Source organism: Pseudonocardia sp. EV170527-09 (assembly GCF_008369905.1).
Lineage (GTDB): Bacteria > Actinomycetota > Actinomycetes > Mycobacteriales > Pseudonocardiaceae > Pseudonocardia.
Window position 1 is genome coordinate 42,784 of the sequence record NZ_VRMC01000006.1, and the last position, 12,514, is coordinate 55,297.

Annotated in this window: 11 protein-coding genes and 1 pseudogene; 6 read left to right on the plus strand and 6 right to left on the minus strand. The window is 75.6% G+C overall.

Annotated features, from left to right (window positions below; all coding sequences use genetic code 11):
* Positions 1-7: 7 nt before the first annotated feature.
* Positions 8-3,424, minus strand: coding sequence for an arabinosyltransferase domain-containing protein (locus tag FVA95_RS02945; protein ID WP_161992173.1), 3,417 nt, complete (start codon positions 3,422-3,424; stop codon positions 8-10).
* A gap of 71 nt (positions 3,425-3,495) precedes the next feature.
* On the opposite strand from FVA95_RS02945, the gene FVA95_RS32605 reads away from it, so the two are divergent.
* A complete protein-coding gene (locus tag FVA95_RS32605) occupies positions 3,496-4,014 on the plus strand; it encodes a hypothetical protein (protein WP_240051232.1) in 519 nt (172 codons plus the stop codon).
* On the opposite strand, the pseudogene FVA95_RS33805 reads toward FVA95_RS32605, so the two are convergent.
* Positions 3,900-4,139 (minus strand): annotated as a pseudogene (locus tag FVA95_RS33805) (hypothetical protein); the annotation flags it as partial. The gene FVA95_RS32605 and the pseudogene FVA95_RS33805 overlap by 115 nt on opposite strands.
* 150 nt (positions 4,140-4,289) lie before the next feature.
* Between FVA95_RS33805 and FVA95_RS02955 the strand changes: the two are divergent.
* Positions 4,290-4,745, plus strand: a complete 456-nt coding sequence (locus tag FVA95_RS02955; protein ID WP_149662819.1) for a GNAT family N-acetyltransferase — start codon at positions 4,290-4,292, stop codon at positions 4,743-4,745.
* Positions 4,746-5,481: 736 nt separating this feature from the next.
* Here the strand turns inward: FVA95_RS02955 and FVA95_RS02960 are convergent.
* A complete protein-coding gene (locus FVA95_RS02960; protein WP_149662820.1) occupies positions 5,482-6,087 on the minus strand; it encodes a TetR family transcriptional regulator in 606 nt (201 codons plus the stop codon).
* 82 nt (positions 6,088-6,169) lie between these two features.
* On the opposite strand from FVA95_RS02960, the gene FVA95_RS02965 reads away from it, so the two are divergent.
* The 4 genes from FVA95_RS02965 to FVA95_RS02980 all read left to right on the plus strand — a co-directional run bounded on the left by FVA95_RS02965 (position 6,170) and on the right by FVA95_RS02980 (position 9,697).
* Entirely contained in the window at positions 6,170-7,120 is a 951-nt protein-coding gene (locus FVA95_RS02965) for an NADP-dependent oxidoreductase (protein ID WP_149662821.1), read from the plus strand.
* Between the two features lie 408 nt (positions 7,121-7,528).
* Entirely contained in the window at positions 7,529-7,960 is a 432-nt protein-coding gene (locus tag FVA95_RS02970; protein ID WP_240051233.1) for a hypothetical protein, read from the plus strand.
* A gap of 97 nt (positions 7,961-8,057) precedes the next feature.
* The gene (locus FVA95_RS02975) at positions 8,058-9,011 is read left to right on the plus strand and encodes a triacylglycerol lipase (protein WP_240051234.1); all 954 of its coding nucleotides are present in this window, start codon (positions 8,058-8,060) and stop codon (positions 9,009-9,011) included.
* A gap of 26 nt (positions 9,012-9,037) precedes the next feature.
* Positions 9,038-9,697: a pentapeptide repeat-containing protein gene (locus FVA95_RS02980; RefSeq protein WP_161992174.1), complete on the plus strand. Its 660-nt coding sequence runs from the start codon at positions 9,038-9,040 to the stop codon at positions 9,695-9,697.
* Positions 9,698-9,703: 6 nt separating this feature from the next.
* Here FVA95_RS02980 and FVA95_RS02985 read toward each other — a convergent pair whose 3' ends face one another.
* The 3 genes from FVA95_RS02985 to FVA95_RS30690 form a co-directional block, all read right to left on the minus strand.
* Positions 9,704-10,339, minus strand: coding sequence for a hypothetical protein (locus FVA95_RS02985; protein ID WP_149662823.1), 636 nt, complete (start codon positions 10,337-10,339; stop codon positions 9,704-9,706).
* A 99-nt stretch (positions 10,340-10,438) separates the two neighbouring features.
* Positions 10,439-11,326, minus strand: coding sequence for a hypothetical protein (locus tag FVA95_RS02990; protein ID WP_149662824.1), 888 nt, complete (start codon positions 11,324-11,326; stop codon positions 10,439-10,441).
* 139 nt (positions 11,327-11,465) lie between these two features.
* Positions 11,466-12,467 (minus strand): hypothetical protein, encoded by a 1,002-nt coding sequence (locus FVA95_RS30690; RefSeq protein WP_161992175.1) that lies wholly within the window; start codon positions 12,465-12,467, stop codon positions 11,466-11,468.
* Positions 12,468-12,514: the final 47 nt, after the last annotated feature.

Here is a 12,514-nt window from a genome sequence, read left to right on the forward strand (position 1 = left end):
GGCCCCGTCACCGGCTCGGCGACGGGATGCCCGGCGGCGGCGCCGGCAGCGGACCGGAGCTGTAGAGCCCGGAGCGGTCCACATCGCGACGCTCCAGGGTCGGCGCGACCGCGTTCGGCCGGTACGGCTGGATCGCCTGCACCTTCCCCCAGTCCCGGCCGGGGTCGCCCTCGAGGTAGGTGGGCAGCTCGGTCTGCTTGCCGATCACGGTGATCCAGCCCAGCGGGCCGCCGGCCTGCGGGGACGACCAGCCCTCGCCGTCGCCGCGCATCTGGCTGCCGTCGGCCTGCAACCGGTAGGCCGGGACCTCGGCGATCCCGCCGGAGGTCCGGAACGGGCGCAGGCAGGGGCTGGCCAGCGACACCGGGTACTCCAGGAACATCGGCTGGTTGCCCACGACCTGCGGCAGCGGCGCCAGCTGCGGCGCGCGCAGCGGTGCGACCGCCAGCCACCCGTCCGCCCCGAGCGAGTTGTCCTGCACGACCATCCGGACCTCGGTCGCCGCGCGGGCGGTCTCGGGCAGGTCGAACCGCAGCTCGCGCCACGGCATCTCCTCCACCCGCCCGTCGTCGAGGGTGGTCTGCTCGACCACGCGGACCCGCCCGTCGGACAGCCGCGTCGCGTACTGGATGGTAAGCCGGTTCCCGTTGCCCAGGCGCCCGGCCGCGGTCACGACCAACGGCGTGCTGCCGGCGCGCTGTTCGGCGGTGAGCAGCACCCACGGGGTGCGCAGGGTGCCGGTGTTGCGGTCGCCGCGGGGCAGGTAGCTGCCGAACGCCGGCGCCGCGTCGCTGCCCAGGCCGCCGGACAGCACGTACTCGAACCCGGACGCCCCGGTCCCGCCGCCGGTCGGCGGGATGCCGTTGCGGACGAAGCCGCTGCCCCCGCTGTTCGGGTCGAGCAGCTGGGCGTCGGGGCTGTTCGCGGGGACGACACCCGGCGGCAGCGGCGCCGGGGTCGCGGTCGGCTCCCCCGGCGGGGGCGGCGGGGCGACGGTCGGCAGCAGCCCGGAGCGGGCCGGTGCGGCCATCCCGGTCGGTTCCGGGGCGGGGGGCAGCACGCCGTCGACGGGCCGGCGCTCGGCGAACACCTGGCTGGCGAGCCCGCAGGACCCGCCGAACGGGTGCGACAGCGCGTCGGCGCCCATCGTCCAGGTGCCGGAGCGGTCCTGGATCGCCGAGACCATCGACCACACGTTGAACGTGACGAGCAGCCCGCACAGCACCGCCAGCGGCGCGGAGGTGAGCCGCAGCCGCCGGGTCGCCCGCAGCGCCGAGGACGCGTCGCGGCGCCAGTCCCGGGCCCGGACCCAGCGGCCCACCAGCGGGATCCGGCCCAGCGTCCGTTCGACGCCGGCGAGCTGGTCAGGGTGGCGCTGCTCGCGGATGCCGCGCAGGTGCTCGACCCCGGCGCCCGCGGCCAGCAGCAGCGCGACGAGCAGCAGGATCGTGGAGAGCTCGTAGCCGGCGACCGTGACCTGCTCACCGGCCCACGGCACGCCCCAGTTGTTGGTGTACCACCACAGGTTCGGCCCGGCCGCGGACAGGGCCGCCACCAGGAACACCGCGGACAGGAACGCGAGCCGGTTGCGCAGCGAGCGCAGGACGTCCGAGCCGGTGGCGATCGCGGCCAGCGCCACCATGCCGGAGCCCAGGCCGACGAGGTCGCCGAAGTGGTGGGTCCACTTCGTCGGGGTCAACGCGAAGATCAGCAGCGCGATCACCGTGCTGCCGATCAGGCGCTGGGCGGGCCCGAGCGCGGCACCAGGGATGCGGTTGCGCCGGATCAGCACGACCACGCAGGCCAGCAGACACAGGATGACCAGCAGGATCGGGAACCGGCGGGCGATGGAACCGTCCGCGAGCCCCTCGAACAACGGCGCGTAGCGCTGGGCGATCTCGGTGTACCAGGGCCAGTCCGGCCCGATGTCGGACCGCAGCCGGGTGGAGTCGATCACCGCTGCCCAGCTCTGGTCGGCCCAGGCGATCATCAGGATGGCGGTGCCCGAGGCCAGCAGCGGCGCCAGCACCGGTACCGCGCCGACGGTCCGGATCCGGGCCGCGAGCAGGTGCCACAGCGGGCGCACACCGGCGATGAACGGCGCGATCGCGATCAGCCCTGCCGGGTTCGCCCCGACCGCCATCGAGGCCGCGAACAGGCCGAGCGCGATCGGGAGCAGCCGCTGCAGGGCCAGCGCTCGCTCCACGCAGACCAGCGCCAGCAGCGAGCACACGACGACGACCGGCTCGGGACGCAGCCCGGAGTTGTAGGCCATCCAGAACGCCAGGAACACCATCCCCGCGGCCCAGGTGGCGGCGCGGGAGCGGCGGGCCTGACGGCCGAGGCGCGGCAGCAGGCCGCGGGAGACCAGCCACCAGGCCATGATCCCCATCAGCACCGAGGGCAGCCGCAGCCAGAGCAGCGAGTCCGAGACCCGCACCCACAGCGCGTAGAGGTCGTAGAACCAGCCGAACGGCGCCTCCGCGGCGTCGTACCAGCGGTAGTAGTTGCCGACGTAGCCCGAGGTAGGGACGTCGCGCACGATGCCGAGGGTGAACCCGTCGTCGGAGGTCTGGCCCCCGATCGCGGCCCACCCGACCAGCACGACGGTGACGATCAGGTCGATCGGTCGCGGCCGGGCGCGGGACCACCAGCGACGCAGCCGCGGCGGCCACCGACCGGCGAGACCGCCGATGGCGTCGCGGCCCGCCCGGTGGGGGCTGCGCCCCAGGTGCCGGTCGACCCCGGCCAGCGCCAGCAGCGAGCCCAGCAACGCCACCGCGGCGACCGCGGTGGCGGCGGTCTTCCACACCGAGGGGCTGGTGTCGAAGCGGGTGTCCGGGGTGATCCGGACCACGGTGCCCGCGGTCGGGTCGAGCTCGGTGTCCAGGTCCGAGTAGATCCCCACGACCTGCGGACGCAGGTCTCCCTCGAACGTCTGCGCCCCGGCACCCAGATCGATCGTCGTCGACGTGCCCTCGGAGGTGATCCGGACCTCCGACGGGCCGGCCCGCAGCGGCGCCGTGGCGAGCTGCTGGCCGCGGTCGACCAGCGCGAGCTGGCCGTCGGCGACGGTCAGGACCATCCCGGAGCGGGCGCCCTCCGGCGACTCCGGCGGGACGGTGGACAGCACCGTGGCGGTGCCGTCGGTGCGGTCGTCGAGACTGCGGATCGTGTCGGCGGGGACGACCACCGACATCGTCTCCGGGCGCAGCGCGACCAGCGGCGAGTTGACGTCGGCGGTGCCGGTGGCGGCCGACGGCCAGACGATCGTGGTCGTGTGCTGCACCACGGGCAGGAAGGGCACCGCGACGGCGAGCACGAACGCCAGGAGGCCGAGCCGGCCCGCCCAGCGCAGGCGTCGACGGTCGCGGAGCGTGTCGACCGGAGCCGGCGCGGCGACCGTCGCTTCGGAGGTGAGCACCGAACGACGGTAGCGGCCTCGCTCCGCGTGATCCGGGGAGCCCCCAGGGGTGATCAGCCCACCGGGACGTGGTGCCGGTCGCGGAACCGACGGCCCTGCAGCCACCACCCCAGCACCGGGTGATCCAGGGCAGCATCACGTACACCATGATCGGGGTCAGGACGATCGTCGTCACCGCCAGCCGCGGTACGACGGGCCAGTCCGCGATCAGCGCGCCGAGGGTCACCGTGGCGAGCAGGTTCATCGGGAAGAAGACGAGCCAGATCGTCGTCGCCTGCTTCCAGCGCGGCGGGGTGATCTGGGGCGGGCCCGCGGTCTCCACCGCGGCGGGCTGGTCGAACCAGCCCTCGATGCCGGTGCGACGCTCGGCCCGGGTCATCTCGGCCAGGCCCTGGGCGGAGCCGAGCCACCAGCGACGCTCCGGGCTGGCCTCCCAGCGCCCGAGCGACTCCGGGGAGTCGAAGCGGGCCAGCATGTGCCACTCGTCGGAGCCGTCGCGGCTGCGGACCCAGCCGCCGCCGAGGAAGCCGGGGAACCCTTCGGCCATGAGCAGGCCGGCGCGGATCCAGGCCGTCATCTCCGCGGCGTGACCGGGGTCGGCGCGACGGGTGAACGAGACCGTGACGGGGTCGCCGCCGGTCGGTGCGGGAGCGGACGCGTCGGCGGGGGTGGTGCCGTCGGCCCGGTCGTGGGTGTCGGTGGACATGCCGGCCATGGTGACCGCTCCCCCGGCGGACGCCCAGTCCGGCCGCACGACATCACTCCGGGACACTCTCCGGGCAGGCTGCTCCCCGCAGCCCCGCTCTCCCGTCGTTCCGTGCCGTTCCGTGTCTTTCAGTGTCGTTCCGTGTCGAGAGGTCCCACCGTGCCCACACCCGTCTTTCGCCGGGCCACGGCCCGTGACGTCCCCGCCGTCGTCGCGCTGCTGGCCGACGACCCGCTCGGCGCCACCAGGGAGACCCCGGACGACCTGGCTCCCTACCTCGCCGCGTTCGCCGAGGTCGACGGCGACCCCCGGCACCTGCTCCTGGTCGCCGACGACGAGGGCACGGTGGTCGGGACCCTGCAGCTCACGCTGCTCCCGGGGCTGGCCCGCCGGGGTGCGCTGCGGGCCCGGATCGAGGCCGTCCGGGTGGCCGCGTCCCGGCGCGGCGACGGTCTCGGGGCGACCATGGTCCGGTACGCCGTCGACGAGGCCCGCCGTCGTGGCGCGGTGCTCGTCCAGCTCACCTCCGACCGGTCCCGGACCGACGCCCACCGGTTCTACGAGCGGCTCGGCTTCACCCGGACCCACGACGGGTTCAGCCTCTCCCTGATCTGACCGCTCCTCCCCCGTCGTGCGGGCCTCCTGGTCGTCGAGGCTGGTTCTGTGTCGTTGTTTCGCTGACGACAGGAACGCGTCAACGAACCATTGACTACAGAGGAGGAGGCCTGGTCCGGTGGAGCGAGCCGGGGCCGACAGCCGGGACTCGGTCACGTCACAGGACGACAACCGAAGTCTGGATGGGCTGGCTCCCCCTCGCGCCCGGCGGACGTTGTGGCGTACCGGTCTGTCCCACGGCGCATCCCGCCGGCAGCGAGGGATGAGGGAGCGCCGTGGGGGCTGCGGCAACGACAGTGCTCCTACGGCCCGGGGCCCGTACAGCGCCGTTCAGGGCGCCCTGAACGGCTCCTGGACCGTCCGGCACCACACGGCGGCACTCGGGCCACCGGGCGCGCCGAGCGCACCGCTACGGGCCTCCGGTGCCGGCGGGCCGGCCCCCGCTCCCCCGCCGACCGGCTCGGGTCCACCCGGCCCCATCACGGGCTCGGTCTCTCCTGGCCTGAGTACCGCCTCCCTGCCCTGGGCGTCGTCCTGGCAGGTCTGTGGTCGTTGTTTGGATGACCATCAGAAGGTGTCAACGCTACATTGACATAGAGAGGCAGAAGCTGCTCGGGCACCGTCCGGACACCCCACAGGAACGACGCCGGGACTGTGCCGGGGGCCAGCGCCGAGCGGGCGGCAACCGGCTCCGGCGGTGGTCCAGGATCGCGCCGGCTCCTCCGCGGCGGAGGTGCTACGACGGTCCGGGACCGCCGTCCTCGGCCGGCCCGGGGGACGTCCGCGGCGGTGCCGCCATCGCCGCACGCAGCTCGGCGGTGGCCTCGGCCATGAGCTCGGCGAGTGTGGCGTCTTCCTCGGCCAGCCAGCGGGAAACGGCTCGCCGGTGGATCGCCAGGACCACATCGACGAGGAAGCGCGCCGTGCCGGGGTCGACACCCCGGCGTTCGAGAGCCGGGGCCAGTGCCTCGGCGATGTCGGCGAGCTTGATCAGATCGCGCTCGGCCAGCGCCGGGTTGGCCGCGATCACCCTCCCGCGGCGCCGGAGGTACCCGCGCGGGCGGAGGAGGCCCTCGGCGCTCCCCAGCGCGGACAGGAGCACGTCGATCGGCGCCAGACCGGGGTCGGCCGCCTCCACCTGCTCGACGAGGTGCGCCTCGATCTCACCGCCGGCGAAGAGGACCTCCCGCTTGTCGGGGAAGTAGCGGTAGAACGAGCGCTCCTTGAGGCCTGCGGCGTCCGCGATCTGCGCGACCGAGGTGCGGTCGAACCCGTGGGTCTCGAACAGGTCCAGGGCCGCGCGTTCGAGCCGGCCCTGTGCGTCGGATTCCCAGCGCGGCATACCCATCAGGCTACGACGACAGGCCCTGTCGTCGCCTGCTAGCGTCGGTGACCACAGATGCTGTCATCAATGAGAGGCCGTCATGAGAGCTCTGCAGTTCCACAAGTTCGGCTCCCCGGACGTGATCGTGCTCGCGGAGGTCGCCCGGCCCGAGCCGGGCCCCGGCCGGATCCGGATCTCCGTGCAGGCCTGCGGGCTGACACCGGCCGACTGGCACCTGGCGGACGGTCTGCTCGCCGACGTCCTCCCGGTTCTGCCCCGTGGCCTCGGCCTGGAGGTGGCGGGCACCGTCGACGCGCTCGGCCCGGGAGTCCACGACGTCCGCATCGGAGACCGTGTGTTCGGCCCGGCCTGCTTCGACGGTCCGACGGCCGGCGCCGCCCAGTACGCGCTCATGCCGGCCTGGGCACCCGTTCCCGAGGGGGTCACCGCCGAGCAGGCCGCCGCGCTGCCGGTGGCTGCCGAGACCGCGTGGCGTGCGCTCGACGACCTCGGTGTCCGGACGGGCGAGCTGCTGCTCGTCCACGGCGCGGGCACCACCGTGGGTGAGACGGCCGTGCGCCTCGCACGGCACCGGGGTCTGCGAGTGGTCGCCACGGCCGGGCCGACCCGGACTGCAGCCCTGGAACAGGTCGGTGCCCGGGTCACGCCCTACGGGGAGGGAATGGTCGCGCGCGTCCGCCGGCTGGCCGGGGGGCCGGTGGACCGCGCGCTGGACGCCACTCCGACCGGGGGGCGGATAGACCGCGCCGACCGGCCCAGCCCGGCAGGCGGCTCGCTGCCGGCCCTGATCGAGCTGACCGGGGTCGCCGACCGCGTCCTCACCGTGTCGGACTTCGCCGCCGCATCCGAGCTGGGCGTCCGGACCAGTACCGCGATGCGCTACGACCGGATGGACGGGATCGCCCGGCTCGCGGGCGAGGGCGTCCTGGCCGTTCCGGTCGCCGGCACCTACACCTTCGACCGCGTCCAGGAGGCGGCCTCGCTCAGCCTGTCCCGCCGTACCGGCGGCAAGCTCGTGCTCGTCCCGTGAGCCCCGTCCACGCGCTAGGTCGCGACCACCCCGGCCGGCTCGGGCCCTCCGCCCGTGTCCTTCCGTGGGGCGGCTCCCCCGCCCCACGCCGTGCACGGAGCCGTACGGGGCGCCCTCAGGGCGATACAGAACGTCCCCGGCGGCGCCCGCCGGGTCTGGTGACCCCGGGTGTGGCCTCGCCGTGCCGGCGCCGGTCGTCCCCGCCCCCTCCCCTGTCGTCCGGCCCGGACCGTGTCCCGGCAACCCGCCGACCGTACGGCCGGGCGTGGCCGCGGTTCCCTCCACTGCCACGCCGGCCGGCCCCGAGGCGCTGGGGCGGCCGTGTCGCCGTGGCCGTCGGTTCCCCGGCGACACGCCGGGGTCGCCCAACGGTTGACCTCAGGTTGGCGTCAATGAAGCATTGACTTAATGAGGTACGAGGAAGCGCAGCGCTGGCTGGAACGGGCCGATCCGTCGATCGCGAAGAAGCGGGAGTCCATCACCCAGCAGCTGGACGGGATGAAGGAGCGCGCCGCCGACGGCGTCCTCACCCACGACGGGGCCGCCGCCTGGTACGCCCTGGTGCAGGAGATGCGCCGGCTGGCCGACTACTACGAGCGCGACCTGATCCGCACCCTGCGGGCCGGGGGGATGACGTGGAAGGAGGTCGCCGACGCCGTGCAGGCCCAGCTGTCGAGCCGCCAGGCGGCCCAGGCGAAGTGGAAACGCCTGGTGGATCCGACCCGGCGGACCACCAACGGCAACATGCGCCGCGGCGGACGCCCGCGCCAGGACCAGGTCCCCCGGCAGGACGCGACCGCGGAGCCGAACGGGCGTGGCGACCAGGATCGGACGGAGTAGCCGCCCCTCCCCCGGACGGCCCTGTCGGGTGACGGACAGCAACCTCCCCCCGGCGCCGTCGTTGTTCCGGTGACGGCGGCACCCGAGGAGGCGGCTCGTGGCTGGACAGCGCATCGACCGGCGCAGGTGGGCGGCGGTCGTCTCGATCGCGGCCGCGGTGTGCACGGTCGGCCTCGCGCTGGTGCCCCCGGCCCAGGCGGCGCCGGAACCCGCACCGGTCGCCTCGGTGGCGGACCTGCTCGACCCGCCTCCGCCCGGGTCGAACGACTGGGGCTGCCGGCCGTCGGCGGCGCACCCGAACCCGGTCGTGCTCGTGCACGGCCTACTGGCCAACCAGGTCGACAACTGGAGCTACATGGCCCCCCGGTTGGCGGAGCGCGGCTACTGCGTGTTCTCGCTGACCTATGGCCGCACTCCCCTCGCACCGCCGCCGCTGACCCAGGTCGGGGGCCTGGCACCGATGGAGGACAGCGCCGCCGAGCTCGCCGCGTTCGTCGACCGGGTCCGCGGCGCCACCGGAGCGGCGAAGGTCGACATCGTCGGGCACTCCGAGGGCTCGCTGATGCCGAACTACTACGTCCGCTTCCTCGGCGGTGCCGACAAGGTCGAGCGCTACATCGGCCTCACCCCGCTGTGGGACGGCACGACCGTCGCAGGCCTGGACTTCCTCAACCGCACCGGGCAGCAGCTGGGCCTCGGCCCGGCCGTCGGCCTCGTCCTGGACCCGCTGTGTGTGTCCTGCCGGCAGTTCCTGCGCGGCTCGGACTTCCTGGAGCAGATGAACGCCGACGGCGGGCCGCGCGCCGACGGCGTCGACTACACCATGGTCCTCACCCGCCACGACGAGCTGGTCGTGCCCTACACCTCGGGCCTGATGGACGGGGCACACAACATCGTCCTGCAGGACGGCTGCCCGGCCGACCTCGCCGAGCACGGCGCCGTCGCGTTCGACCCGGTCGCTCTCCAGCACGTGTTCAACGCCCTGGATCCGGAGCACCCGCGCCCGGTGCAGTGCCTTCCGGTGGGCCCGGACGCCCCCACCGCACGCTGACCTGCCAGGCTGTCGCCGTGGTGGCGGTGACGACGGAGGCCGAGCTCGTCGCGGCGGCTCGTGGCGGTGGCGAGGTGGACGCGCCGCGCCTGGACGAGGCAGACCTGCGCGAGACCGACCTCGCCGGGCTGGTCCTGCGGGGCGGCTCGCTCGCCGGCGCCGACCTGCGCGGTGTGCGGCTGGACCGGGCACGGATCTCCGGCACCTCGCTGGCGGGCGCCGACCTGCGCGAGGCGGACCTGACCGACGCCGTGCTGAGCGGGGTGGACCTGTCCGGGGCCCGGCTGGCCGGTGCCACCCTCGGCGACACCCGGTTCACCGGCTGCCGGATGATCGGCACGGTCCTGCGCGGTCTGCGGGGGCTGACGGCCTCGTTCGTGCTGGACGACTGCTCGCTGCAGCTGGCCGACGTGCGCGACGTCGCGATGCGCGGGCTGCGGATCGCCGACTGCGACCTCTCCGAGGCCGACCTGTCGGGTGCCGACCTGCGCGACGTCCGGTTCGAGCGGTGCCGACTGCGGGGCACGGTGCTGCGTTCGACCCGCCTCGACGGTGCCGACCTACGAGGCTGCGACCTCGGCGAGGTCACCCCGGACACCCCCCGCGAGCTGCGCGGGGCGATCGTCTCCCCCACCCAGGCCAGCGCGATCTGCACGGCGCTGGGGCTGACGGTCCTCGAGCCGTAGAACGGGTCAGCCGACGGAACGGTCGACGCCGCCGCGGCGCATCGCGTCGTCGATCTGCCCGGCGATCCACGGGTCGTCGTCGCACTCCGGCCCGGCGGCGGTGAGCGGGCCGAGCCGGACGACGTCCGCCGCGCGGCAGAGCGGTGAGCTGTCGACGCCGGCGGAGATCTGGTCGTCGGGGAGCACCGGGCGCGACGAGTCCGCGAGCCGGTCCTGGCGGGCCGCCTCCTCACGGTGGTAGGCGGCGAGTTCGGCGTCCCCTGCGGCGCGGGCCGCCTCGGCCCGGGCCCGTGCCTGGTCGCGGAGCTCCGCGGCCACGGTGCTGATCCGGGCCGAGGTCTGTGCATCGGCTGCGCGGGTGGCGGCGTCGCGGGCACCGCCGACGGCGTCCAGCACGATCTCGCCGCGTCCGGGGACCGCGACCGGCTCGGCCGCATCGGTGGCTCTGCCGTTCGCGCCGTTCGCGCCGTTCGTGACGGCGGCCGTGGCGGCGGTGGGTGTGGGGGTGACGTCCCGGGCCGGGCCCGTGCCGTCGGCGCCGACGAGGGCGGCAGCCAGACCGGCGCCGCCGACCAGCGGGACCGTGCCGAACAGGGCCAGGCGGCCGGGCGTGGTGCGTGGACGTCGATGCCGTCCGCTCATCGTGATCGCCTCCTGCCCTGTCGTTAGCCGGAGCCGGCGGGGCTCAAACCTCCCTCGCCCCGCCGGGTGTCAGCGGGGCCGGGTGTCAGCGAAGCACGGTCACGAACCGGACGACACGGCAGACGACGCCTCGGTGCGCGGGACGGCCCCGGTCGGTGCCGGGGTACCGGTCGGCGCGGGGGTACCGGTCGGCGCGGGGGTACCGGTCGGCGCGGGGGTCGCGCTCCCGGACTCGTCGGGCCCGGAGCTGCTGGGCGGGGCCGGCTCGGTGCTCGGGGCGGGCGGGATCGTGGGGGCCTCGGTCGGGGGCACGGCGGCGCGGCGGCGCACGTCGGCCTGTTCCCGGGCCCGCTGCTCCTCCGCACGCCGCTCCGCGGCCCGGCGCTGCTGCGCGGCGACCTCGGCAGCGTGGCGCTCCTGCGCGGCGATCTCCGCGGCCCGGCGCTCGTCGGCGAGCCTCCGCTCCTCCGCGATGCGGGCCGTCGCCGCCCGTACCGCCCCGTCGGCCACGGCGGCCACGCGCGTCTCGCGGGCCGCGACCGGCACCGTGGTGGACGTCCCGGTGGGCGCCGCGGTGGGCACCGTGGTGGACGTGAGCCCGGTGCCGGAGCCGTACCAGCGCGACGGCATCGGCAGCGACGAGGCGTCGTCGGCGGTCGGGCCGGCGGCGAAGGTCGGCACCGGGACGTGGTCGTCGACCCGCTGGTCCGCGGGGGCGACCCCGCCGAGCACCCCGGTAGCGAGGAGTCCGGCGACGGTGACCGCGGCGACCAGCACCGCCGGCACGACACCCGCCAGGGTGACGCGGAGCCGACGACGGCCCCGCGTCGGCCGGGCACGGTCCTCGACCGCTCGTGGCGCGTCGCGCGGGTGGGTGGGGGCCGTCGCGCCCCGGGAGCGGGCCGCTGCGTGCGGCCACGCCGCGGGCCCGACCGCGGCCGGGCCCGTCGGGCCGGCCGAGCCGGGGTGCCGGTGCCGGCCGGTCACGGGGTGGAGCCGCTCGCCGTGCGCATGGGGTGATGGTGACCGGCGGACGGAGGAACGGCCATGCACCGAACGGGTGCGTCGCGGGTTCGTGGCGTCCCGGTGGGGTGGTCTTTGCGCCACCTGCACGGAGCGGTCGGACTCAGCCGCCGAGCAGCGACAGCGCGGGGCCGGGCACCCGGACGTCGACGGGCGGGGTCTCGGCGATCCGCAGGCGCAGCCGGAGCAGTGCTCCGTCCGCGGCGCCGGTGCCCGGGTCGGCCGTGACCGCGCCCGGGGAGACGCCGGAGGAACCGCCGCCGGCCGGGTCGTCGCCGTTGGGATCGTCGCCCTCCGGATCGTCGCCGCGCGGGGTCGGCGTGACGGTCTGCGCCTGCGGGGGCGTCGGCCGGGTCGGGGCGGAGAACCCGGTGTCGCGGTCCCGCCCGGAGAGGTCGCCGGGTGCGGTGTCGTCGACCGGTGCGGTGTCGTCGACCGGAGCCGGGTCACCGGGTGTGGTGTCGCCGGGACGTGTGGTGTGGTCGGACGGGGAGGTGACGTCGGAGGGCGTGGTGCCGGCCGGAGGGACGTCCCGGCCGGGGCCCGGCGTGGTCCCCGCGCCGGGCTCGGCGAGCGGATCGGGCGCGGTGCGGTCACCGGCCGTGCCGCGGGTCGCGCCGCCGGTGGCCGCCGGGCCGGGACCGGCTGTGCCACCGGTCGTGGAGCGCGGCTCGACGGCCCGCTGTGCCCCGCCCCCGCCGGACCGGGTCGGACCGACCCCACCTGTGGACGTGGTCGGCGATCCGGGCCCCCCGGACCGTCCCTGCTCCCGGGACCACCCCGGCGGCGGGGACACCCCGGGCACGGTGGCGGGGGGTGCGGCGGCTGCGGCGTCGGCGGCCGCCCGTGCCGGTGCCTGCGCGAGCGGAGCCGGGTCGGCCATCCGTGCCGGTGCGCCCCCGCCTGCCGCCGTGGGACCGGCGGCGAGCGGCGTGGCCGGGCCGGGGTCGGTCTGCTCCGCCTGCCCCGCGACCGGCTGCTCGGTCGGCGTCACGGTGACGACGACCGCCGCGGCGAGTGCGACCGCGCCGACCGCGGAGACCGTCACGGCCAGGACCCGCCTGACCAGCCCGGTGCCCGCCGTCCTCCGGTGCCTGCCGCTCATCGCTCGGTCCTCTCCCGCGTCCGGTACCGCCCCGCGTCACCGAGCGT